The sequence below is a fragment of the Candidatus Lokiarchaeum ossiferum genome (assembly GCA_025839675.1).
Taxonomy (GTDB): domain Archaea; phylum Asgardarchaeota; class Lokiarchaeia; order Sigyniarchaeales; family Promethearchaeaceae; genus Lokiarchaeum; species Lokiarchaeum ossiferum.
Window position 1 is genome coordinate 3,120,447 of record CP104013.1, and the last position, 24,324, is coordinate 3,144,770.

Consider the following 24,324-nt stretch of genomic DNA (forward strand, 5'->3'; position numbering starts at 1 on the left):
CTAACCTCAGGAAAAGTATAAAAAGAACAAAATTAATACAATTACTCTACTTGTTGAGCATAGTATATTAACCATTTGCTCATAGCAGTGAACATTGGTTCAATATTAAGGTTTAGCTTGGAAGAACACATCACATTCATCAAACAACTGGCACTTTCCGCATATTGCTCTGCAACATTAATATCTACTTCGTGGTTTTCTAAATCATACTTATTCCCAACTAGAGTAATTGGAACCATCCCAGCATTTTCTCGAATTATCCGTAACCATTCAGGAATTTCTTCAAATGTCGCATAATCAGTGACATCATAACAGATAAATGCCCCACTGGCCCCACGACAATAATCACCTAATAAAAAGCGAAATCGTTCTTCACCAGCAAAATCCCAAAGTTGCATTCTTACGTGCTCGCCTGTATCTAACGAAACATCTTTCACGCTAAATTGAGCTCCAATGGTCATTTTATGATCTTCAATAAACGACCCAGTTACATATCGTTCAATTAAGGCAGTCTTTCCAACTCCCCCAGCACCCGCGACTACAACTTTAAAGATCCAATTTGACGACACTTTTATATCACTTCAGACATCTATTCGAGAAAAATATTAACTAATAGTTTTAACATTTGTTTGGCTAAATAGTTTTCATCCTTGATCAGTCATATTTAAATCATCAATAAGCTTCTTTCCCATTTGAAAAAGTGGACAGTGCGTCACACAATTTTTGCAACTGGTACACTTTTCAGTATCAATTTTAATATTAATATCATTCAATTTGATAGCTTTTACTGGACATATACTGATACAAGTTTTGCACTGATTACAATAAATTGCACGTAAAACTGAAGTGGTTATAAGTTTAAAGAATTGTCCATAGGAAAATTGCTGATTCGGAACTAAAAGGAAAAAACTTCCATCCGGAAATAGATTCAAACGATAAGATTCTTTTTTAAACTGTGAACTAATAGAGATGACATTCAGATCAGAATCAAATTCATAATCTTTGGTCACTGCAGGTAAAATATTGTTTAGAATATTTAGATCAATCGGTTGGGAGAATTTGCCCTTCATAGAATACCCCGATTGTAAACAAGGAGAAAATCCCTTCGTTATATCCAAATGAAGGGGCATAGAAGGATCCGCTCCAGTATAATCCAATTGGATATTATGCTCTTCGACAATATTTTTCCATTGAGGACTTAAACGTTTGAATCGCCAGAGTCCCATGCTGATCCATTCTTGAGGAAGTTTATATTTAAAAGCATAATCCTCCAAATAACTAAACCAACGAGCATACATTTGAGGGTGAGATGACTTTAAAAGATTGAAAGAAGCAAGATTTGCCGCGGGGCAGAGATAACAACCTAAACGTTCATGTCCTTCAAAATATAATGGATTACTTGGTACTTCAATTCTTTCCAGAGTATCTGGATGAATTACAGGGTCGAATAAGACAAATAGCCAGAGAAGTAATGCATTCCAGGTTTTTATGGGTGTTGCTGCGATTTGGAGTGGAATAAAAGAATTCACGTAGACTAGCTTGGATTGAGCCCTAGTAAGGGATTCATATTGTCGTTGTCCTAAAAATGTGAGAACTTTCTCACCATTATATATGGTATTAATGATCTCAGTAATTTGTTGAGCCTTTAGACTATGGCAACAATATCGATAATCCCTCCCCGGAGGCCCGAAAGAGTCAACAATCTTCCAAAAAGTATCTGAGGCATCTTTAATTATTAATTTATCATCCATTCCTAATGCTTTTGCAACTTGGAAGATATTTTCTTCTACTTCAGGTAATTCTAAACCAGTATTTGCAAAAAATATCTTGAAATTCGGTCCTAAAACCTTCCAGGCGAGTAATAATGTTGCTAAACTATCTTTTCCACCCGAATACGCAACAGCAACTGGTTTACTTATCTGATTTAGAGTTTTTGAAATAAACGATGTAGCCTTGGATATTTCCCGAAGTATTCCTGAAGCATTTGCTTCATGAGTTTTCTTCAAATTCTGGAAAATATATTCTAAAAATTCATCTTTATTAACAATTAGAGCCTCAGTTTTCATCACAGATTCAGGGGATATATTATTAAAAGGGTGAAAAAACTCATATGGGAAACAAGATCCGTTTTTTTTATAAGCCTTATTTTTTGCTATACTTCCATAATTCTCTTTCACCATGGATTTAAGGAGAGTAGAATCTTCTCGCGCAATACCTATCGCAACACACATTGATTTATCAATTTCTACAGAATCATTCTTTATTATTAAGACATAATCATCTTTTCTAATCGAAGGTGAGACAAAACTTACTCCTGGCGCGAGAATTGATTTCCCAGTCTGAATAAAGGGTAATGCATCTTCTTTTACCCAGATTTGTTGAGTTTTAGGAATGCACAATTTTGTTTGGAGAAAAAAAATCAAATCTCCACCAGCAACCCGAGGCTGAAATTCAAACATCTGAGTGACAATATTGAATATAAGTAATCCGATTACAACACCGTTCAATACAACTTCATCCGTTCGATCTAAGCCCCCAATTCGGCTTAAAAGAACAATTTGATTCTCGGAGAACAGTGCTGATCCAACCCCTTTTCCATATTGACGATTAACCGTTTCTTGTAATATTGCATAATCCTTCCAAAATGCGGGACGAACATCTCCAGGAGGTGAAATTTTAACCTTAATCCCTTGATTACCACAGAGACCACAAGCATGGTGATCTAATAGGGGTAAATTGCATTTTGAACACCAAAATAGAGATACTTTACCAAGATAGGGGATTTTCATTCTCCCTTTACGTTTTTTCCGGGGATAGTTTGGACGTGCTGAATTATTTCGAGAACCCATAATAATATTATAGAAAAAACGCCAAGAGAAAAAAAATTAATCATTTTACACCATAACATTTTTTTTTGGACTGAAAATTCTTCATTTCAAGTTGAAGTTTTTTAGAAAAAGACTGAATCAAACCAAATAAAATTGTATTTTTTCGTCTTTTAGCAACCTTATAGCAGTTTTTTGCAAAATTTCTCGAAAAGCGGTCCATGTATAGATTCGGATCAGTCTTAAATGCCCCTTAAATTGATTAAAAAAAAGGGAATAATCCTCCAACTTAACTGGCTTTTTCTCACCATTTGATAATCGTTTAAAAGCATAAATCTCGTTTGGTCTGGTTTGACTGATATGATTATAGGGAACATTGGGACTACTGGGGAGATCAATATAAATATCTGCGACCGCAATACCAGAGGCTTCAGATAAAGCATTTTTCAATTTTTGCTCTTGAAGATTGAATTCTGACATTTCTATACGGGTTTCAAAACATAATTTTAGTAATTCTCGTCGTTTAATCTTATTCATGAGTATTTTGGATTGAGGATGATTTATCAATTCGGTCCACAAAGTGTAATCATCCCACTTAGTGTAATCATCCGGAGTTTTAAATTTGAGTAACCCTAGTTCCCGATTAAGCGTTTTAAACCCTTCTGCAAGCATTAATTGAACCGCTCGGCACGTTTTATGAAAATAAATAGTCCGAAAAGAACTGATTCGTGAAAGCAAGAACCCTTCCAATGCAATTAATGCAGAGATGTCTACACCCAAAAATCCTTCATCCACTTCATCTATGGAGATTAATAAACGGTCCACATCAACAGGTCTTCCTTTTGTCCCACAATGATAATTATCACGTAGGAGATAATCCATCGAGTCGACATTGACTGCGCTGGTTATAACTTGACTTAATAATGAACCTTTGGTATAGGCTCTCTCTTGCATTTTTCCCGTGGCTATATGAGCTATATAATCTTTCTCAAAGCTTAAATCCGAGAGTGTATCACCCAATTCAGAATCTTTAATGATCCAATCAGTAAAATCTTCATGATCCTTGCCTTGTTCTACCAGTACACTTTCAAAATTATGTGAAAATGGTCCATGGCCTAAATCATGTAACAAGGAGCCGACGATGCAGTCATTAATGTCATCCGTTGTTAGCTCAACATTATGTAAATCCCGCATATTTCTCATTAAGCGTTGAGCTAGTGCAGCAACACCTAAACTATGTTCAAAACGAGTATGATTAGCCCCTGGAAATACATGATTTGTTCCAGAAAGTTGACGAATCCTCATTAACCTTTGAACCTCTTTTGAATCCACAATTTTTTGGATAATACTCGGAAAAAGGACAAATCCATGAATTGGATCATTGATTTTGAGGATTTTATTCATCACTATTCTCTATGTAAATTTGTTACTTCATTTCTTATATACCTATACGTTTTTTATTTTGATGTAATGATTCGATCACATTTTCGAAGTTCAGAGATACAAAAAAGTGTTAAATGTTCAAGGTTAAATATAATATTAAGTGGTTTTTTCATGGCAGTTGAAGAGCATAATTTCATTTATAAAGTTTATTTTAAAGGTATCAAAAAACATGATCACGATCTTATCAATTTAACCTTTCTCAATGACGCTTCGGAAGTGTTTTTAGAGAATTTTCCAAATTTTCTTCTTTTAATTAATGAGAAAAGTCGAAAAAAGTTAGCCCACTCCTTCAGTAATATTCAAGAAATCATTCCTATGGGCAATGCTTCCAAAGTTGATATCACCCAATTTATTGCCGTCCTATACACCGAAAAGAATCTGGATGGACAGAATCTTAAGCAGGGCATTTTAATCGGAAAAATAAAAGATGGACGTTACAAACTTTTGGGAGCATGGCCTCGAATTGTCCAAGAAAATAAAATCCGGGAAAAAACAGATTATAAACTTAAATTACAAGAAATTATTGAGAAAGAATCAAATTTTACCGATATCTTGATTATCATGTAATATTTGCACATTTGCATCTATTTGTGGCAAATTAGGTTTTTTCCGGTCATTTCAAGCGATTTCACGCACTATCAAAATGTCAAGTGTCCACATCGTGTGGTTTTCGATCCAAAAATTCTTCATCTCGTGAAACCCCCTAAAACCCCCCTTGGACCAGTTACTCGGAAAAATTTGTTCCCACTTGCGATCCCCTCTTTTTCACCTCGATCGCAAAATTTTTCTTTTACCCCTTCTTGTTATAGTTAATAATCGGATGGTCATTCTTGATTTCACCCTCTGTTTTCTTCTCCCTTCATTCGGGTGAATCGGTGAATTTACCCTCCGAACTTATTCTACACTCAAGGAGAACGAAAACATATGGTATATGTCTGCGCTAGCAAAGATTGTCAACGAACTGTCACCCAAGAAAATCTCAACCAATTACCTGGGATTAAGTGTCCTCACTGCGGATATCGTATCTTGTTCAAGAAACGTCCGCAGGTTATAAAACGCGTAAAAGCAGTTTAAAATTTTTTTTACCTTTTTGGAAATCCAGATGCATTAATCACCCTAAATCCAAGTAGAACTGACTTGAGAACTCTATGTTCACTGAAAATTTGGTTCAATTTCTTCGGTGAGGATTATAAAATAATATAAAGGGTGCTTTAGATCGGGGGTTTCTTAGCTCGGCAAGGAATTTTCGCAGTTAGTTGAAAATGTGAAGAGTTGGCTAGCATGTGGAGTTAATCTAATGTAGCATGATTTAGTATCACGATAATTTTCTGAACGGTGGCCGCAAATGGAAATGTGTTGTCACATTGGTTTTGTGCCTTCCATAAATAATGCGTACCGTAGAAAAATTTGAACGAGCAAAAATATATTGATCCATTTACAAAGGCAAATAAAATTTGGAAAAAAGGTTTATTCAAGAGGATTCATAGTTATATTGAGATGTTTAATCAATTCCTTATATCTATTACGGACTGTTACTTCAGTAATATTAGCAACACGAGCAATTTCTTTTTGAGTTTTTCGCTCCCCATGTTGAAAAGCAGCCACATATATAGAAGCAGCAGCTAAACCACAAGGATCTTTACCAGAAGTTATTCCTCGACGGGAAGCTTCTTTCAAGATCTTGATGGCACTTAGTTGAGATTGCGTTGAAACTTTCAAGTCATTAGCAAACCTAGAAATAAATCTTGTTGGAGTCGCAGTAGGAATTTTGAGTTTTAATTCCCGTAAAATCAATCGATAACACCGCCCTAATTCCCGACGATTGATGCGAGAATTTTTTGCGAATTCATCTAAAGTTCTCGGTATTCGAGCAATACGACAAGCCGCATATATAGAACCTGCAATCATTGCTTCAATAGAGCGCCCCCGAATCAATTTCATATCAATAGTTCGACGATATATTAAGGCTGCAGTTTCTTTATGGATTTTGGCAATTCCAATTTGTGAACAAAGGCGATCTAATTCACTCATTGCAAAAGCTAGATTTCGATCGATTGAAGAATGAATTCGCATTCGTACTTGCCATTTACGAAGACGATAAGCTTGCGCTCTTCGTTTAGGAGATAATTTATTGCCAAAGGCATCCCGATCTCGCCAATCAATAATAGTTGACAATCCTTTATCATGTATTGATAGTGAAGAAGGAGCCCCAACCCGTGATTTTTTATTCATATCTGCAGAATTGAACGCACGCCATTCTGCCCCTTGATCAATTGCATTTGATTCTAAAATCAATCCACAACTACTACAGATCAAATCCCCCCGGCATTGATCTGACAATAAATTGAAGGAACCACATTCTGGACAATTGTCATTTACGTCGTCTAAGCAACGATTTTTTCTTTCGATATCCATTTCAATAACTAAACGGAAAAAGATCTGACATATAAAATTTGTAGAAAAAATACCCGCCATTATGAATTAATAGAAAAATTCTCCGCCGATTTATGGAAAAAACTTAAATTGTTTAGGATAATTATTGTTCAATTTTTTTTGGACGAGTATGCTTTTCTTCCATTTTCTTTATCCCCTCTTTTTTTAACATTGATTCCAGAGCATCAGGTTTAATGGGAAATTTTAAGGGATTAATTACAAATGATAAATTCACGATAAATAAAATTGTTAAAACTATTATGGTAATTCCAAAAATGAAGGCTAAATTTTCAAGCCAAAATGAACCTGACTCACTTGAAGTGCTTCCAGCTATTTCAGGAATTAACCCAACGACAAGTGTTAGCACCATGATCACAATTAGCAACCCCAATAAAAGAAGATTCATTAGACCAAATCGCCACATCTTGGAAGTATTGGAAATTCGAGAGCGATATGGATGAGAATTTTCAAAATTCTTAAAAAGTAGGACGCGATTACGAATACCTTGGAGTAAGAATATGTTTTTCAACAGGTGTTTGAACTTATAGGCTCCAAGATTTTGATAATGCTCTTGAATAAATTTTTTTACCGAATTTAATTCAGAAGTTGGATCTTCACTTATTAAATTAGAAAGAACAAATATATTGGGATTTAAAAACCTATTAACAATTCTTTCATACAAGATGTCAGATTGAAATTGGTTATAAGAAAGGCTATAAGGACCTCGATATAGATAGAGTCGCTTATTATCTGAATTGGAAATCAGAATGATATCTTCAGGTGAAACCGTGTCCACAGATAGAATTTCATCTTCAGTAATTTTATATAAATTCAAAACCATCTTGAATATAAATTCATCAATTCCTCAGATAAAATTTTCGTTTACCAAAAGGGAGTGAAAGTGAAAAAAAAGATTATATTTTTAAAAACCAAAAACTTGACGAAAATCGCTGTAGGCTTTGCTCAACTTTGCGAGTACAGTAGGATCGTTTTGGTCAAGATAATATTGAATATAACCAGATAAACCATTAGGATCTTTTATCCATGATAGGAATCCTTCAATCTCTTGTTTTACTGCTGAATCCCCTCCACCACTCGCACTTGCACCAACAACTTCGGCATCATCATATTTCCCCAACTGTGCATTAGGATCAAGATAAGTTCCACCTTCCTTCATTTGATTAGCAGCTCTTACAACATCAACGTAAGCGCTTTTCCCATCGACGCCAGGGGGAGCATATCCAAGAACATAATATCTATCATTTTCATCTAAAGAGGCAGCTCCAAGAAGGAAGGATCTCTCTTTAAAATTGACTCCAGAAAAATATTCATCTGTATTCAATAAAAGAGAATACTTTATATCTTGAAATTTTACAAATTGACCGTGCGCTAACCACTTTTTTATACATTGTGCAATATCACTCGGCTCTACCGACCAATTTGATGAAATATATACAATTTCTCCATCCTTTCGAGCCACAACAGCGGCAATGACAATTCCCTTGTTAAATAATTCGTTTATAATTCCTTCAAAATCGATTGGCATTTTCTAACGATCTCCGTATTTCCGACTTAATCTCCTATTTAATTAATTCGCTTTCTCCTTAATAAATTTTCAAATTTTTTTTTATCGTTGGGATCTTTCGTCTTTAAAATAAACCGATCTTGAAGAGTATCCAGCTTATTTTTGGTTTTATATTGACCAATATCCATGTTTGGAGCTTGCGAAAGATTCTGGTCATCCCATGAAATTAAATCAAGTACTTGATTAAAAAAATTATCATGGCGATCATCTTGTTTAACAAGTTTTTTTATGTGTAATTCTAATGCTGATTCCGAATCAAGAATTCTTCCACACACTGGACAAGTAAAGGTAATTTTTTCCAAAGATTTTAACTTATGATCCTGATAAGTTTCTTTCACTTCAAATTTCTTACGCTGTTTAGCAGGACAATGATGAGGAAAGGGTCGTCCATATATGGGTAAATCAAAAAAGATTTTTGCACCTTTTGTACTTTCCCAAAATAGAACCGATTGGCCACATTTCCGACATTTAGTAGGGAAAGACCGGAGTTTTATATGTTTCATGATCTTATAACCATAAAAGAAATGTAAGTTATCATAAGAAGTACGATGAAAAAAATTTTTATCAAATAAAAAGAAACAATAATTCAAGTTGTAAAAGTGGAAGTTTAATAAAACCAATGTCAAAAAAAACCATCTCGATCAACAGTGTTTTATGGAAGCGAATGAACGCGTTAAAAAATGAATTGAATGAAAATTCAAAAAAAGTATATCATTGGAATGATACAATTGAACATATTTTAAACCACTACACAAATAATAAAGAACAGTTGAAGGAGAAAAAAAACGCAATACCAACACCACCGCAAAAATCCATAAGAAAACCTTCGAAACCATCTTTACCTCCATTGAATATATCGATACCTGCTCCAAAATTACCCAACTTAACCAAAAAAGGGAAGAATCCCATAATGTCAAAAGAAAATCTGAATTTAAGTATACCAGCACCTCCAAAAAAAAAAGCAATTGTTTTGGATGTCAGCCCTGAAAAATTGGAGGAATTAGCAAAAAAAGAAACAAAAGATACACGTTATATCATGATTGAATGCCAAATCTGTGGGAACATCCCAATTTTAATGCCAGTACCAAAAGCTCTAGTCCTAGATGCAAAGGAACCTGTTGTGGATGTATCATATATTCACGGCGATCCTCAACATGTTATTGTTGCACAGTTAGATCATGATTTTCAAGTTCGACGAAGAAGAGCCAGTTGGGTAGTGTACGAGAAAGATTACAAGTAAATTTCTATTTTTGGGAAAATTCTTTCCCTTTAATTAGGGCGGTTAATAGTCCATTTATCGGAGTTGGAACCCCGAGTTTTTTTCCCAAGATAACTATTTTTCCATTCAAAAACTCAATTTCGGTGGGGTTGCGTCGTATAAAATCCTGCAACATACTATTTTTATTTGCCGAGGTGGCATGAATAACATTATAAACATCCTGAAGATAATAGTTTTCATTTTGCAACTGCACTCCGAGTAGTTTAGCGACATTGATTGCTTCTTGAACTGCCATTTCACAATATTGGGTAAGTTCATTCACTTGGATTATTGATCCATTAGCGAGACCAGTTAAAGCACCAATCGCATTAATGCCAATATTGATAAATGCTTTTTTCCATATTTCTGCGTGAGAATTCGTTGCAATGGTGGTTGGTATTCCAGCAGAATTTAATGCATCTACGAAATTTTTCATCTCCTTTGCTATTGAATGTGCTTCATCTGTGGAATTTGGATACCAAGGGCTAAGAAAAGTTTTACCTGCACCGCGATGTTCAACAGTACCATTACTAGATAAATAAGCACCATTTGAAGTAATCAACCGATAAATATGCATGTTTGGATAATGAGTATAAACAACTTCCTCATTGCCAAGTCCATTTTGTAAAAGAACTAGAGATTTCATTTTTGATAAGAGAGGTTTATACACTATACAAATGGAATCCAGATCGTAGGATTTTGCAGAAATTATACATAAATTTGGGAGATTTGATTCATCTACCTTTAATAATTTTTCAAGGGGCGAGGCAAGGGCAAAATTTTCTACTTCGTGAATCGTTTTTCCAATATCCTGTAGCTTTAATTTATGTTTTAATAAATAATTAGAAGTTTTTTTATCAGTATAAACCAATACTTGATTTCCTGACAAAGCAAGTTTTGCCCCAAAAAAAGATCCTATGCTACCCGCCCCTATAATTAAAAATTTCATATTCATTATATCCTTAACCAAGATTCTTTATTAATCTTTAAACCATCTATCAAGTTTCTGATTTTGTTTTTGCACATGAGATAATTTTTGAGTTGCTTTCCTTGTTTTCTTTGAGGTAAATTTCTCAGAAAACAGCAAATTTACAACCTCTTGATCCTTAATTGGTTTCAGATTCATCTCAGGCAAAATATCCATAGCATTTTTTACAGCATATCCGCTGAAGTGATTGTTAAAATACCCTACATGAGTAATCCGAGGATTTTGAGAATAAACTTCATTTAACTCAGATGCCCAATGAGCTAATTCTTCGTGAGAAAAATTGTAATTCCACCAAGGTTTCTTTCCGTATCCATGAAAGCGGAGATAAAAAAGGTCTTTTCGTGTAATTTCCATTACCGGTGGAAGGAGAGGTTCAACAACAGCACAATAGGCTACATTATACTTGCGAAGAAGTTCAAATGTTTTTTCCTTCATCCATGATTTATGACGGAATTCTACCACTGGACGGAATGATTCCTTAGTAAATGAGGATCCACATAGTTCTTTTCCTTTTGTTTCTCGCCATTCATTCCAATAATTTAAAAACGATTCCAAATTATGAGAAAAATTTAACTCCGAAAACGTAGGAGGAAGTTGGATGAGATGGGCCAATAATTTACTTTCTTTTTCAAGGGGAAGCATGTTTGTGAGATAGAGATGTAAATCCTCTATCATCTCTTGCTTTTGCAAACTCAATTTTGCCCTATGAGTGACCGTCTGCGGTAATTTTGCACTAAATTTAAATGTTTTCGGTGTTTTTTGACACCAATTCAAAACTGTTTTTTTAGAAGGGATATGATAAAAGCTGGAATCTATTTCAACTGTTGGCAATATTTGGGAATAATATTCGAGAAATTGGGATGCAACTAAGTGATCTGGATAGAAAATACCTTTCCAATCATCTTTATAGCTCCATCCGCATGTCCCAATTAAAAATTGTGCTGGTGGTTCCAAACTCATCTCTAGGTCACTTAAACAAATATTTTATTAAAAAGGTGGAGAGAGACTTAAAAAATTAATTTCCATATATCTTTCCTAAATCTTTTTCTTGAGTTTTGGAATGATGTTGGGATTTTGTTTTGGAATGACGAATCACTTTAGGATTATTTGCTAGACTGGTTTTAAACATTTGATATTCATCAGCTTCAATGGAAAAACTATGATTTTGAGTGGGAAATTGAGTAGATTTTACGTCAGCAATATATTGAGAAGTTGAATTTACAAGAATATCCCAAATTTTGGCGTATTGTTTTACAAATCTAAAAGGTTTTGTCTCGGAAAAACCCAACATATCTTGAGCTACAAGAACTTGTCCATCACACCCCACTCCAGCACCAATTCCGATGGTAGGTATGTTAATATGCTTTGAGATCTCTTGGGCAACTTGCCAAGGGACCATTTCTAATACAATTGCGAATACACCCGCTTCTTCCAAAATTAAGGCATCTTCAACGAGTCGTTCTGCGGCCATAGCATTCTTTCCCTGGAGTTTGAAACCTCCTAATTGATGCATATATTGAGGTGTTAGACCAATATGACCCATAACTGCGATACCACATTCTGTCATCATTTTGATGCTCTTGGCTCGTTCCCTTCCCCCTTCTAGTTTTACAGCGTCAGCACGCCCTTCTTTAATAAAACGTCCAGCATTCCGGACCGCATCTTCAGGTAAGGCGAAACTCATAAATGGCATATCAGCTATCACCATGGTTCTTTTGGCTGCACGGGAAACGGCTTGAGTATGTCGAATTACGTCTTCCATTGTTACATGAAGGGTTGAATCTTCTCCATAAATGACCATCCCCATAGAATCACCCACAAGCAAGGCGTCAATTCCAGCGGAATCAAAAGCTCGAGCCATGCTATAATCATATGCAGTTAGCATTGTTATTTTTTCATTATTTTCTTTCATGGAAAGGAAATCAAGGGTAGAAATTTTTTTCATAGGAACCACTAATAACTAAATACTTTTGCACTCAGAGCTTTTTCATAATTCAGACTTGTATAATTCGGACTAGTATATACTAAAATAATTGCAACCATTTTATTCATCGAGGTGCAAAATATGATATCACGATGTTATAACCAATATTAAATTATTTATCTATTAATTCAATAGATCAATTCATTTCATAAATAGTAGTATTTTTGTCGATTTTTGTCAATGATCGTGCAACATATTTTTAAATAGTAATATCTATCGTATTTTGTCGATTAATGTCAGATTTTATTTTTCATTCCAAAGATCAAATTTTTTTGTTAAATAATACTATTTGGCGGTTTTTATCGGTTTTATTCGCAATTAGATTCAAAATTACACCTTAATTAAAATAGATAAAATAGTAATATTTAGCGATTAAGACGTTTTTTGTCGTTGCTTTATTTAAGAACCTTTGACCATATAAAAAAATCAGAATCAAGTAAATCTTCTATTTCAAATTGATTCAACGCCAGAGCTATTTTATGCGCTAACAAATGCTTGCAGAAATGAAAACTTTTTTTCCGATAAATAGATGTCAATAAAAAGGATTGACATTGACAAAATATATCTGGATAAATGACATATTTACGTTTAGCACCCTGAACAGTCCACATTTCTAAATTGGAGGGGAAAAAAGTATGTTTTTTGATTTTTGGGCCACTTTTTTGTAGAAATTCAAGCGCTTTATAGAAAAGTTTCCCATATTCCTCTTCAAATTCCTTAATGAGTGAGGCGGTTAATTTCCCTTCTTTCATTAATCTTGAAAAAATATCCATTAGTAATTAACCATATTTTTTTGTTGATTTAAAGTTATAAAATTAGGCAGTATTTTCAAATAAATTTACTAAACCATCAAAACAATTTTAGAAAAAATAATTTCAAATTATGATTCAACAAATCTTCAATTGGTAATTTTGTTTTCCTGCAATACATTTATCAAGAAAAGAAGCGAGCATCTCGATCTCAACCCCATTTTTCCCTATTACAAATTGTCGTAAATTTTTTGGAGCTGTAATAGTTATTTGATATGAAGAACCAATTGATTCCATGTCAATTTTCAATTCCTTAATATTGACATACCAATTTTTGATTAATTGAGAGAGATTCTGAGAGAATTTAATCAATCTAACATGGTACATTGTTCTATAACGCCGACTTTTAAGGTAATAATGCCATTGACGGTTTGCTCGGTCAAACTTATCGGGATCAATGAAAACAAAAAGCCGATCTTCATAGATATGAACAAATTTAAGTTTAGTTTTGATTTTGTTTTCAATAAATTGAATCCAACCGAGATGATTGTTTGTATAAAATATTTTAAAATTGATGACGTGAATTCGATCAAGATCAAGGCTTATAGCTGTAGGAAGCATGAATTTTTTTTCAAAAGCACAAATAAAAAATCCGATAAAAAATTTACAAAGATAGATTATTTCGATGAAAATTTTAATGTTTCCAACAAGATTTTATCCTGCCATTTCTGGAGGAGATTTTTACCTAGAACGATTAGGTCGCGAATTGAAAAGGAAACAACTGCAAAATAATCAAGTTCAATTCATTACAACAGACGCGATTGATTTTGCAGGTTTAAAAGGAAAGGGGAAAATCGTTGCTCCAAACCATAGATTTTTTTCTCGATATAAGAATTTGCAGATCAAACGGTATCGGACTCATCCCTTGGAAAGAATGGTTCAAGAAAAATCGGAGGAAGAGCAAGAATTATACGAATTATGCCATAAAATGTTAAAATTATCTTCTGAAACTATTGAACCCTTAATGGATAATGGTCCAATAATACCAGAATTAAATCAATTTCTCCTTAATAATAACCAAAATAAATCGATACTATACAATTTCAAGCCAGAAATCATGCATTGTACCTATTTACCATATACAACTCTTCTATATTGCTTGCTCTTAGGGAAAAAGATGAAAATTCCAACTTGTGTGACTCCATTTTTACATGAGAATAATTTTCGATATAAAAACCAGGAATTATATAAAATTCTTGATCAATTTGATGCAATCTTAGCATGTACAAATCATGAAAAGATGATCATGATCAAAAATGGAGTTTTGGAAGAAAAAATCCATGTTCTTCCAATGGGTGTAGATTCAAAACGATTTCAACAGGATCATAAAAAATTGGTTCGCAGATTGTATTCGATTGAGAATCCTGTGGTATTATTCTGTGGTTATAAGAACTATGAAAAAGGAGCATTAACACTCCTAAATACAATTCCTTTAATTATTAAGGAAAATTCGGCGATATCATTCATATTTATTGGACCTCCTACAACAGCTTTTAATTATACAGTTAAGAAAATTAAATCGAAATATCCCGCAGCTCAAATTCTTAATTTAACACCAGAAAATCTTACCGGAATTTATGATAAAAAGAAAATCGGAGCTTTTCAACTGGCCAAAGTTTTCTGTATGCCCAGCCGATCAGATGCCTATGGAATTGTCTTTTTGGAATCTTGGGCAAGTGGCACACCCGTTATTGCTGCGAACATCCCTGCTATGCATGAAGTCATTGATAATCAAGAAGACGGAATACTAGTAGAATTTGATAATCCCAAGGCTCTAAAGAAAATTATTCTTGATCTTATAAATAATCCAGAAAAAGCCCAAACGATGGGTAAAAAAGGACAAAATAAAGTGGAAGAACAAAATCGCTGGGACATAATTGCCAAGCAAACTTTGAAAATATATCAAAAATTAATCAACTCAAGGGAACTCAATGAAAACAACTAAAAATGCCCTCTACGGAAACAAATTTGTTAATATTCGAGAAAACATCCTCCATCTCGGGAAATTTCAAATTCAAGATATTATAAGCAAAAAAAAGACCCCATCCTTTGTATTCCTCTTAGATAAACTACGTGCTAATATTAAACAAATCTCATGGTGTTTTTCTGAAGTTTTTCCGAAAGCCCAAGGATTTTATTCCATGAAAGCCAATTTCTTTTCTCCTATCATAGAAACTGTTAAAAATGCAGATTTTGGGGCTGAAATTGTTGGAATTCCAGAATTCAACTCGTTAAAAAAAATAAATTTTCCAATGGATAAAATTATTGCAGGTGGACCTTACTTACCAGATGATTTTCTCAAAGAATTAGTCAAACATAAAGTAGGATATATTGTAGTTTATGATCTTGAAGATTTGTTAAGAATCCAAAATGAAATTACAAATAAAAACAAGGATGTTTCATATATTCAAAAAATATTGGTAAGATTCCAATCCCCAAAATATACTGGACGTCAAGGGATTGCCTTAAATAAGCAGAATTTATTGAATTTAAAAGAAATTGTTGATAATTCACCGAATATTTTGATGAAAGGTATATTATCGCATATGGGTACCCGGATGAAAACCCTCGAGAATTTTCAAAAGAATATTGCATTTATTATAAAGACAGTGAATGATCTGAAGCAAATCGCTCGAATTTCAACCGAGATTATTGATATGGGAGGTGGATTTCCAAATGCAGACACTTTAAAGAAAAATCAACTTCTCTCAATATTGGAACAGCTTAAGAAAGAATTAATTATTGGAAATTGTGCTCACTGTCAAATTTTTTATGAACCTGGGAGATTTTTGGTTGGAGATATCGGTTTTTGTTTGACGAAAGTGTACAAATATGATGAAGCTACAGCAACAGCATTTTTAGAAATTGGAAATAATATGATTCCTAAATTTATGAAATCCGCATTACGTTTCTACAATGCCTCGAGAATTTATGAAAAACCTAATAAGCCTATTGATTTCATGGGAATAATCCCATCAGATCAAGATATTTTGATAAAAAATTATAATTTTACCAGAAATATAGCAGCGGATGACATTATAGTTATTGCAAATGTAGGGGCATATGCATTAACATGGTCTACCCGATTTCCATATATTTTACCTTCAATTTTGTTTATTGATGGAAATGACATTGAGATATTTCATGATAATGCTGTCCAATCCGATTTTTCTATTCACTAGTTTTTTCTCGAAAAGGTAATATCACGATATTATCACTAATAATAATCTAATTCTTCCATCCTCATTGTATATAGATCGGAATTAGGATCGGATTAAACAATGAAACGAATTCTTTCTCATGTTGAAATACCAAAACAATCACGAGCTCCATTCTCTTCACAGCAACCAGGAATTGGACAAGCAAATATTATTATAATTGGATGTGGTGGTGCTGGGAATAATACTGTTGATCGCCTCATGAAAATTGGAATCCGAGGAGCTCGTTGCATAGCGATCAATACCGATCAACAACATCTAAATGCAATCCAGGCTCATGAAAGACTCTTGATTGGAAAAAACCTCACACGCGGTTTAGGCGCGGGAGGACAACCGGACATTGGTCGATCTGCTGCAGAAGAATCTCAAAATGATCTTACAGGATTGCTTAGAAAAGGGGATTTAGTATTTATCACTTGTGGGATGGGAGGAGGTACGGGTACAGGAAGTGCACCGATTGTTGCTGAAATAGCAAAAAATAATGGTGCTATCGTAGTCGGAGTTATCACGATGCCTTTTGAAGCGGAAATGGGAAGAATTCAAAAAGCAAAAGAAGGTGTTAAGATTCTTCGAAATTTTGTAGATACTCTTGTTATGATCGATAATAACCGTCTCCTTGAAATAGCTGCAGATCTACCTATTACAGAAGCTTTTAGCTTAGCAGATGAAGTTTTGGCCACAATGGTTAAAGGAATTACTGAGACTATATCACTTCCCTCGTTGATCAATTTAGATTATGCGGATATTCGAACAATCCTTACATCTGGAGGGGTAGCAATCGTGGGGATTGGAGAAGGTGATGATCCCCAACATCGAATTGAAGAAGCAATTGATGATGCGTTAAATTCACCTCTCTTAGAATTTGATATTTCAGGAGCTCAAGGTGCTCTTATTCATGTCACAGGTGGTGATGATCTTACTTTGGTAGAAACAACAAAAGTTGCAAATTTAGTGACTGAACGAATGGATCCTAACGCAATGGTGATTTGGGGAGCGCGGGTCGATCCAAATATGACTGGAGCAGTAAGGGTCATGTTATTAATAACGGGTGTAAAATCGTCTCAGTTGTTAGGGAATTCAAATAACAGATTTTTATCAACGGATTTTGCAGGCAAATCTGGGAGAACCAGACCAAATTTAGCAGATGAGTTTTTCAATATAAGTGAAATCCGCTCAATTAATGAAGAAAATTTAAATTTATTTTAACCCAAAAAAATTATAATGTAGGTTTCCAGATTTTTGTAAAGTCTTCTTGTTTCTTTTTCTGATGTTCATATTGTAAATAAGCTAAAACAGTTTTATGAGCAGAACCTTGGATAATCATATTTATCCCTTTTTTAGCAATTTTAATGGAATCAAATTCCCCAATTAATGCCAAATGCTTCTTATATATGGAAAGAAACACTCCGCTAAACTGTTCAATAGAATTTCGGATTTTTCCATGGTCACCAATTATTCTCCCTTTGATTCTCTTCAATCGTTTTTCTGAATGGCCTAAAATACTTTCCAGATCAATAACTTCTAATATATTTTCACTATCGAGTAATTTTAATGCTTTATCAGGGTTAAAACCAAAATTAATTGCTTCTAAAATATGATTTGTTGTATAAACCCGCACACCAGATGCATCGAGTTCATTTTGTCCATCCTTCGAAGAAGCTTCGGGATCTACTTCAATATGATAATCCCCTGATGTACTATCTATTGTGATTTTGGTACCAGTGAGTTGTTCAATCTTTTTTTTTGTATCCCCATTTTTTCCAATTGCTATTGGTAACCTACCCAAATCAAATGACATTACGACAATATATGAAACAAATATTAAATTTTTTTTGATTAAAATAGAAATTTGAAAGAAAACAAAATTAAGATTCTGAAAGAATTTCTTGAACTAATGTGTTCACATCAGGAAGATCCGATTTGGAAACAAATTGCTCAAAATATTTAAGCACATTAATTATATCTCGCTTTAGAAAAACTGGTGCATTATAATGATAGACTGAAACTGCTTGAGAAACGTCAATAATTATTGGTTCACCCTTAAAATATAAAATATTAAAAGCACTTAAATCCCCATGAACTAAATGGGCTTCAATGTACATTTTTTTAATTTGATTTATAACAAAATCGAGGGTTTTTTTTGGATCCTCCAAATGATTAACATCTTTAAGTCGTGGAGCAGGAGAACCATTTGATTCTCCAATAAATTCCATTACCAAAAGATTATCTCGATTAATCAATGGCTTGGGTACAATAATTCCATGTCGTTCCATTTGTTTTAAATTTTTAAGTTCCTTTTTACACCAAGTATAAATTATTTTGTGTGTTGAAGTTCCGATTTTCTTGAATCTAGGATCTCCGATTATATAGTTCTTCATCCATTTGGTATTTTGAGGATCGATTTTATAGATTTTGACTGCGAGAGGAATATTTTCTTCACCCAAGGCAAAATATACGTTTGCTTCTTTTCCAGCAGATATGATTCCAACAAATTCTTGGATTATTCCTTTTGCCATCATTTTATTCAAGTTAATTGAAGTGTAACTGTCGAAAACACCACCAAAAGCAGAATGTTCTTCCGTTTTCCTTTTTGTTTTTTCTCGTTGTTTATCTTGTTTTCGATCCATTCGATCTTGAATTTTTTCGTTATCCATCTTAAATTCATTCCTCGTCGATGAGAGTCCACTTCTTTTTCTGAAAGATATCATAATTCACTTGTGTTACTTTACCGCCATCTTCAGTTTGTAAAACCACTTTATTTCGAGTTATTTTTTTTACTATATAATCCATTTGTTCTATTTTTATACGATCCTTAGGAACTACTGGCAAAAGCCGAAGAAGTGTTGTCAATCGGTAAAGGTCAGATCCTTTTTCTTGATCTACTCCAATCAGTTTCTTGGAAATTTTAATTTCAAAATGATATTTTCCTCTTAATTTTGCAATTAAAACTCTTGCCATCGCATTGGTACTAACCATCAAGTCAAATCCATTTATAGTATAAGATATTTTTGAGATGTAATTTTGAATCCTTTGAAAATTCTCAGTATCTTCAATTTTTTTGCATTCAAACATTAGCTCATCTAACTTTAATTTATCTCTCGGACTTTGGATCCGAATTTGAACGATCGCATCAAATCTACCCCCTTTCTTTTTGGCACAATAGGGACAGTGAATCTCTTTTCTTCTGATTCTTATGGACTCTTCAGCAGTATTAATTACATCATTAGAACTGGTGCGTACAACTAAATTAATATCAAAATCTTTATGGATATCTAATTCTTGTTCAAAAAACAATTCATAATTTCGATTATGTTTCTTTTCCAGAGGAATAAAAATTCGTTCATACAAAATTCTAGTTAGAAAATCAATAGCAGGTTCATCATTTGGTTGATAACACCATTCAAATTCTTGATCATCTTTTTTTAAAGAGAATGCTTTGCAATGAACGCATTGTCGAAGTTGAATTTTTCCGGGTAGGTTTGATTCGATAGGCTTTTTGCCCGTGCACTTTTCACAAATAAAGCCTTCATATATTTTATCGGTGGCAGTAAACCTATTACCACATTTTGAACAAAATCTGCGCAACTTCATATTGATAACCTCTAGGGGAGAATTTTTTTAAAATAAAAATTTGATTGCAATGGGAACCTCATCAACTGCTATTATTCCATCTTTATGAATAATCTCTTTTTCAATTAAGGCATCTATAATGTTTTTTCCAACAACATTGAAATTGCTGGCCTTTTTCAATACTTTAACTGCCTCTTCTTGTGATACAAGTTGATCTTTAAAAAAAACTTCTGAAACATTGAAGCGAAATTTGTCTTTTTCTAATATCTTTCCTAAACAGTCTTCATCGCAGACTCCAACAACAATATTATCAAAACGTGAATGTATTTTTAAATAGCAATTCATAAATAAAACGCTCATTAAGTAAATAAAGAAAAAATTAAAGCTTCACAGGATGTCGGGTTCCACAAGCTTGACAAACTAGTAAATGTACCCTTCCTTCTTTGACAATAACAGTATCTGGTTTTCCACAAGTCTCGCAGATTACATATTTTTCACAATAATTTTTAATCAACCGATTTATTGTGTTAAGCTTTTGTTTTCCTTTCAAAATTGCTTTATTTCCTTTTATTCCACCAGCAGTTCCAACTTCTTGTAAAATATTTTTGATAAAATGTTTTTCATCCCGTTTTATACTATCTACTACTTCTTTGAAATTAAGAAGGATTGTATTTTTACCTTCATATTCCAATCTTGCAATAGGAATCTTCCATCGATCAGTTTCATGGAATCCACTGGGGATTTTTGCAAAAGCTCGGTCGAGTAATTTTAAATATTCTTCATCCTCTGACATTACTATAATAAATATATAATCAGCAAAAAAATTTTCTATTTCTAGTTAAGGTTTTTTTTTAGTAGGAAGAATAGTGCCCAGGTTGACTTTTATAAATTCGAACATCTTGAGATAATTGTTCTAAGATCGATTGTAAATGATTTATCTCTATGGAAAAATGCTCAGCGATTTGCTTTATTGACACTCCATCGCCAGAATCTTGTTTCAATATATAATCAACAATTTGATCATTTTGATCTAGATTATCAAATACAGCAGATTCATTTGACTTCGTTATAACTTGATCCCTAACTGGATTAATTTTCATTGGAGGGGGTGATTGAGATTCAAATTCTTGAATATTTGGAATGGTTTTTTCTTCCGTAGGATTAAAATCAAAATCAGTAAAATCATTTTGGGGAGACTTAGATATTTCAAAACTTTGGTCTAATTTTCTTTTTCTCAAAACTTCAAGGTTGTGATAGATTAAATTGTTCGGATCTTTAATTTTCCGCACAAATTCGGCAGTAACCGCAACATTACTCTTATAAAATCGTACGATTCCTACAAAATCAATTAAATCTCCCTTCAACAAATGATCATACTCATTTTGTTCGATGCCCCAGATAGTTCCCCACAATTGGCCTGTTCCATCGTCAATTTGAAATGATAAACGAGAATTAGATTCAAAAGACTCAGCTAAAAAAGAATCTTCCGAATTCTGTTCCACAACCTCTTTTTTATTGATCAAGGTTCCACACAATCTTACCCTCTTTAAATTTCCGTACCTGGTAGAAAGTATCTTCTCCTCATCATTCCATTGGCCTTCAATTAAATCACCAATGAATGTTCTTTTTGCAGGATGTCGTTTGAACTTCGTATTGGAAGGAGCGTTATTGTAACTCATAGAAATCATAATTTTTGTTAATATGTCTATTAGAATATAGGATAATAAAAAGAAATATATTTCCCCAAAAATACCTTTACTTGCCTTTTAGCTTAAACATTGCTGAGTTATGCGATGATGTAATGTGAACTCATAAGGCAACAATAAAGAAATTGGTAGCGGGAGGAGGATTTGAACCACCCGATCTCAGGGTTATGAGCCCTGCAGCCTAGACCAGATTTGACTTATAAAGTGAAACACCTTATAATCTAGCCCATCCCGCTTTGGTATTTATCCAAAGATATTTTAATGAATTAAGCACATCTAAAAAGATTTACGGTTAGTTGGGATCAAAGATGTAACCTTTAAATTCATTTTATTTTACAAGAAGAATTTTCTTAATTCATCTTTCCTTGCTTAAGTCATGGGATTTGATATTCTTGGATTTATTGTTGAAGTAATTAGAAATCCACTGTTCATAATATCTATAGTATTTTGGGCGATTGCATTTGTTTTAGTGAAATTTTTAGGGAAGAAGAAGGAAAATGCATCAATTTTCTTTCCATTTTTAGCATTATTCAGATTTAGGTTTTTCAATAAATTATTCAAAAAAATAGCTCAAAAAAATCGAAAATTGTGGAGAGCTTGGTGGAATATAGGTGTTATTGTCTCTTTCTTGCTTATGTGCTATGCTCTTTATTTCTTCGTATCCAATTTCTTCCATCTAATCATAGATCCGCAACCTGAAAATGCAATTATGCCTTTAATTCCAGGTGTCACAATTTCTCTTCCCCAATTTCAGGTTTTGATTCTTCCAATTCTGTTAACTATGACAGTTCATGAGTTTTCTCATGCAATTGCTGCTGAAAACGATGATGTGAATGTTAAATCAGCAGGTATTATGGGAGCAGGTCTATTTTTCATAATTCTTTATGGTGCTTTTGTGGAAGTTGATGAATTCCAATTATATTCAAGAACTTTTTCGAGTAAAACTCGATTGAGGGTTGCGGCAGCGGGAGTTTGGACCAATGTTGTCTGGGCAGGATTAGCTTTTCTCTTAATTAGTTCATTTCCGCAAATTATGAACTTAAGTTATGAATCAGCTTCTTTCCAAGTTACAGCAGTGGTCCCAGCCCAAATGGGAGGATTTAATGAGGAAAATTTAGAGGTTGGGGACATTGTATACAAAATCAATGGAACAACTGTTGATTCAAATAATGCAGCAAGTTTGACAGATATTTTAAGTAATCGCACAGCACTCCAAGTCTCAGCAGAGGATGTTCTCCTGTTAACATGTTATAATGCCGAAAACAGGAGCTTTTATGACAAAGAAGTGGTATTAGGATTTCGACCTTTTATTGGTTTCGATTATCAATTTTATAATAATACTGCCATTAACATTACTTCTATCAATCCTTCTCTTAATGGTGGAAATAATGAAGGATTAATACCAGTCAACACGATTATTACAAAAATAGGAAACAATACATTAAATAATGCTAGCGGAATTACGTTAGAAAATATTTTGATTCAGAGAAAACCAAATTATAAGTTAAATTTAACATCAAATACGAATGAAATTTATGAAATAAATGTAAATTATTTTCCAGCCGCTCCAGGAGCTCATGTTTTTCACGACATATATACCGGATTGAATTTATCAAAAGTTGATAATTTTTCACTAAATGTAACTAATGTTTTCAAAAATGTTACAGAATCTGGAAATAATGAAGGAAATATTCCAGAAAGGGTAATTATCAAAAAAATTAATGGAATTTCTTTAAATCTAACTGAATATTCTTTCAAGGAATTTGTAAAAACATTCATCAACCCTGAAGTGGGCGATATTTTAATTTTTACAGATAATGAAGGACAAAATTATTCAATAAATACCTCAGAAATCCCAGTAATTCCAGTTTTTATAGGATTAACTTCAGAAACATACTGGATTCCTAAAAATGGGATTGGAAGACTATTTGGGGGATTATTCCCAATTGAACTATATACTTTTCTTTACTATACTTTTCTTATAATGTTTAGCTTAGCAATATTTAATCTTTTACCAACAACTATATTTGATGGTGGACGATTGGTAAAGGAAATAATCAATCTAATATTTGGAACTAAGGATTATAATCTTAATGCTCGAAAAAGATTACATTATGAATATAGTGAAAAAGATCAAAAACAACACTTAATGACTCAAGGAATTCATCATGTTATTGGTGTGAGAGAATTAATTCCATTGAATGACGAAGAAAATAAGAAGGATATTAATTTAGAAGATGAAAGTACCTTTGAATTGCGCGAATTAGAATACCAGCCTCATGATACTTCAACTGATGGTTTTATTGATACTATTGAAATAAAATCATATAAAGATCTGAAAAATAAAAGTTTAATTGAAGTTGAAATCGAATATGAACAAGATCTCAAAGAACCCATCAAGAAAAAAGTTTATAAAAGTATCTCATGGGCAATTGGGATAATATTGTTAGCAAGTCTTGCAATTTCAACAATAAAATTCAATAAAACTCTTTTTTGGTTATAATT

The 24,324-nt window shown here is 33.3% G+C and carries 25 protein-coding genes and 1 tRNA gene; 7 read left to right on the forward strand and 19 right to left on the reverse strand.

Annotation, left to right across the window (positions count from 1 at the left end; translation table 11 throughout):
• Window positions 1-41 precede the first annotated feature (41 nt).
• From NEF87_RS13210 to NEF87_RS13220, 3 genes are all read right to left on the reverse strand, one after another.
• The gene (locus NEF87_RS13210; RefSeq protein WP_371801918.1) at window positions 42-569 is read right to left on the reverse strand and encodes a Rab family GTPase; all 528 of its coding nucleotides are present in this window, start codon (window positions 567-569) and stop codon (window positions 42-44) included.
• A gap of 75 nt (window positions 570-644) precedes the next feature.
• On the reverse strand, window positions 645-2,849 hold the full coding sequence (locus NEF87_RS13215; RefSeq protein WP_457916181.1) for a phosphoadenosine phosphosulfate reductase domain-containing protein: 2,205 nt from the start codon (window positions 2,847-2,849) through the stop codon (window positions 645-647).
• A 117-nt stretch (window positions 2,850-2,966) separates the two neighbouring features.
• Entirely contained in the window at window positions 2,967-4,229 is a 1,263-nt protein-coding gene (locus NEF87_RS13220; protein WP_457916182.1) for an HD domain-containing protein, read from the reverse strand.
• A 150-nt stretch (window positions 4,230-4,379) separates the two neighbouring features.
• On the opposite strand from NEF87_RS13220, the gene NEF87_RS13225 reads away from it, so the two are divergent.
• The gene (locus tag NEF87_RS13225; RefSeq protein ID WP_457916183.1) at window positions 4,380-4,835 is read left to right on the forward strand and encodes a hypothetical protein; all 456 of its coding nucleotides are present in this window, start codon (window positions 4,380-4,382) and stop codon (window positions 4,833-4,835) included.
• A 357-nt stretch (window positions 4,836-5,192) separates the two neighbouring features.
• Complete coding sequence (locus NEF87_RS13230) at window positions 5,193-5,342, forward strand: DNA-directed RNA polymerase subunit P (protein WP_371801922.1); 150 nt, start codon at window positions 5,193-5,195, stop codon at window positions 5,340-5,342.
• 393 nt (window positions 5,343-5,735) lie between these two features.
• On the opposite strand, the gene NEF87_RS13235 is transcribed toward NEF87_RS13230, so the two are convergent.
• The 4 genes from NEF87_RS13235 to NEF87_RS13250 form a co-directional block, all read right to left on the reverse strand.
• Window positions 5,736-6,683 (reverse strand): transcription initiation factor IIB, encoded by a 948-nt coding sequence (locus NEF87_RS13235; protein ID WP_457916184.1) that lies wholly within the window; start codon window positions 6,681-6,683, stop codon window positions 5,736-5,738.
• A gap of 121 nt (window positions 6,684-6,804) precedes the next feature.
• Complete coding sequence (locus tag NEF87_RS13240; protein ID WP_457916185.1) at window positions 6,805-7,542, reverse strand: hypothetical protein; 738 nt, start codon at window positions 7,540-7,542, stop codon at window positions 6,805-6,807.
• A gap of 81 nt (window positions 7,543-7,623) precedes the next feature.
• On the reverse strand, window positions 7,624-8,247 hold the full coding sequence (locus tag NEF87_RS13245) for a hypothetical protein (protein WP_371801925.1): 624 nt from the start codon (window positions 8,245-8,247) through the stop codon (window positions 7,624-7,626).
• A gap of 38 nt (window positions 8,248-8,285) precedes the next feature.
• Window positions 8,286-8,789 (reverse strand): hypothetical protein, encoded by a 504-nt coding sequence (locus tag NEF87_RS13250; RefSeq protein WP_371801926.1) that lies wholly within the window; start codon window positions 8,787-8,789, stop codon window positions 8,286-8,288.
• Between the two features lie 116 nt (window positions 8,790-8,905).
• Here NEF87_RS13250 and NEF87_RS13255 point away from each other — a divergent pair, with 116 nt between their 5' ends.
• Complete coding sequence (locus tag NEF87_RS13255; protein ID WP_371801927.1) at window positions 8,906-9,526, forward strand: hypothetical protein; 621 nt, start codon at window positions 8,906-8,908, stop codon at window positions 9,524-9,526.
• Between the two features lie 4 nt (window positions 9,527-9,530).
• On the opposite strand, the gene NEF87_RS13260 is transcribed toward NEF87_RS13255, so the two are convergent.
• From NEF87_RS13260 to NEF87_RS13280, 5 genes are all read right to left on the reverse strand, one after another.
• On the reverse strand, window positions 9,531-10,499 hold the full coding sequence (locus NEF87_RS13260) for a ketopantoate reductase family protein (protein ID WP_457916186.1): 969 nt from the start codon (window positions 10,497-10,499) through the stop codon (window positions 9,531-9,533).
• 24 nt (window positions 10,500-10,523) lie between these two features.
• Window positions 10,524-11,492, reverse strand: a complete 969-nt coding sequence (locus NEF87_RS13265) for a DUF72 domain-containing protein (protein WP_457916187.1) — start codon at window positions 11,490-11,492, stop codon at window positions 10,524-10,526.
• Window positions 11,493-11,547: 55 nt separating this feature from the next.
• Window positions 11,548-12,477: a 3-methyl-2-oxobutanoate hydroxymethyltransferase gene (gene panB, locus NEF87_RS13270; protein WP_371801930.1), complete on the reverse strand. Its 930-nt coding sequence runs from the start codon at window positions 12,475-12,477 to the stop codon at window positions 11,548-11,550.
• A 434-nt stretch (window positions 12,478-12,911) separates the two neighbouring features.
• Complete coding sequence (locus tag NEF87_RS13275; protein ID WP_457916188.1) at window positions 12,912-13,289, reverse strand: hypothetical protein; 378 nt, start codon at window positions 13,287-13,289, stop codon at window positions 12,912-12,914.
• Window positions 13,290-13,403: 114 nt separating this feature from the next.
• Complete coding sequence (locus tag NEF87_RS13280) at window positions 13,404-13,886, reverse strand: hypothetical protein (RefSeq protein WP_457916189.1); 483 nt, start codon at window positions 13,884-13,886, stop codon at window positions 13,404-13,406.
• A gap of 76 nt (window positions 13,887-13,962) precedes the next feature.
• Here NEF87_RS13280 and NEF87_RS13285 point away from each other — a divergent pair, with 76 nt between their 5' ends.
• The 3 genes from NEF87_RS13285 to ftsZ all read left to right on the forward strand — a co-directional run bounded on the left by NEF87_RS13285 (window position 13,963) and on the right by ftsZ (window position 17,749).
• Window positions 13,963-15,270: a glycosyltransferase gene (locus tag NEF87_RS13285; protein WP_457916190.1), complete on the forward strand. Its 1,308-nt coding sequence runs from the start codon at window positions 13,963-13,965 to the stop codon at window positions 15,268-15,270.
• Window positions 15,257-16,507, forward strand: coding sequence for a hypothetical protein (locus NEF87_RS13290; RefSeq protein WP_371801934.1), 1,251 nt, complete (start codon window positions 15,257-15,259; stop codon window positions 16,505-16,507). Before NEF87_RS13285 ends, NEF87_RS13290 begins: the two co-directional genes overlap by 14 nt.
• Window positions 16,508-16,606: 99 nt before the next feature.
• Window positions 16,607-17,749, forward strand: a complete 1,143-nt coding sequence (ftsZ, locus tag NEF87_RS13295) for a cell division protein FtsZ (RefSeq protein WP_371801935.1) — start codon at window positions 16,607-16,609, stop codon at window positions 17,747-17,749.
• A gap of 10 nt (window positions 17,750-17,759) precedes the next feature.
• Here ftsZ and NEF87_RS13300 read toward each other — a convergent pair whose 3' ends face one another.
• The 7 genes from NEF87_RS13300 to NEF87_RS13330 all read right to left on the reverse strand — a co-directional run bounded on the left by NEF87_RS13300 (window position 17,760) and on the right by NEF87_RS13330 (window position 22,055).
• On the reverse strand, window positions 17,760-18,341 hold the full coding sequence (locus NEF87_RS13300; RefSeq protein WP_371801936.1) for a KH domain-containing protein: 582 nt from the start codon (window positions 18,339-18,341) through the stop codon (window positions 17,760-17,762).
• A gap of 67 nt (window positions 18,342-18,408) precedes the next feature.
• On the reverse strand, window positions 18,409-19,197 hold the full coding sequence (locus NEF87_RS13305) for a serine protein kinase RIO (RefSeq protein WP_371801937.1): 789 nt from the start codon (window positions 19,195-19,197) through the stop codon (window positions 18,409-18,411).
• Between the two features lie 7 nt (window positions 19,198-19,204).
• Window positions 19,205-20,134 carry an NMD3-related protein gene (locus tag NEF87_RS13310; protein ID WP_457916191.1) on the reverse strand — a complete coding sequence of 310 codons (930 nt, stop codon included), beginning with the start codon at window positions 20,132-20,134 and terminating at the stop codon, window positions 19,205-19,207.
• Window positions 20,135-20,161: 27 nt separating this feature from the next.
• A complete protein-coding gene (locus NEF87_RS13315) occupies window positions 20,162-20,458 on the reverse strand; it encodes a DUF424 domain-containing protein (protein ID WP_371801939.1) in 297 nt (98 codons plus the stop codon).
• A 34-nt stretch (window positions 20,459-20,492) separates the two neighbouring features.
• Window positions 20,493-20,906, reverse strand: coding sequence for a translation initiation factor IF-2 subunit beta (locus tag NEF87_RS13320; RefSeq protein WP_371801940.1), 414 nt, complete (start codon window positions 20,904-20,906; stop codon window positions 20,493-20,495).
• Window positions 20,907-20,964: 58 nt separating this feature from the next.
• Window positions 20,965-21,792: a hypothetical protein gene (locus NEF87_RS13325; RefSeq protein WP_371801941.1), complete on the reverse strand. Its 828-nt coding sequence runs from the start codon at window positions 21,790-21,792 to the stop codon at window positions 20,965-20,967.
• A gap of 153 nt (window positions 21,793-21,945) precedes the next feature.
• Window positions 21,946-22,055: transfer RNA gene (locus NEF87_RS13330), tRNA-Met, on the reverse strand.
• A 140-nt stretch (window positions 22,056-22,195) separates the two neighbouring features.
• On the opposite strand from NEF87_RS13330, the gene NEF87_RS13335 reads away from it, so the two are divergent.
• On the forward strand, window positions 22,196-24,322 hold the full coding sequence (locus tag NEF87_RS13335) for a site-2 protease family protein (protein WP_457916192.1): 2,127 nt from the start codon (window positions 22,196-22,198) through the stop codon (window positions 24,320-24,322).
• The last annotated feature ends 2 nt before the right edge of the window (window positions 24,323-24,324 follow it).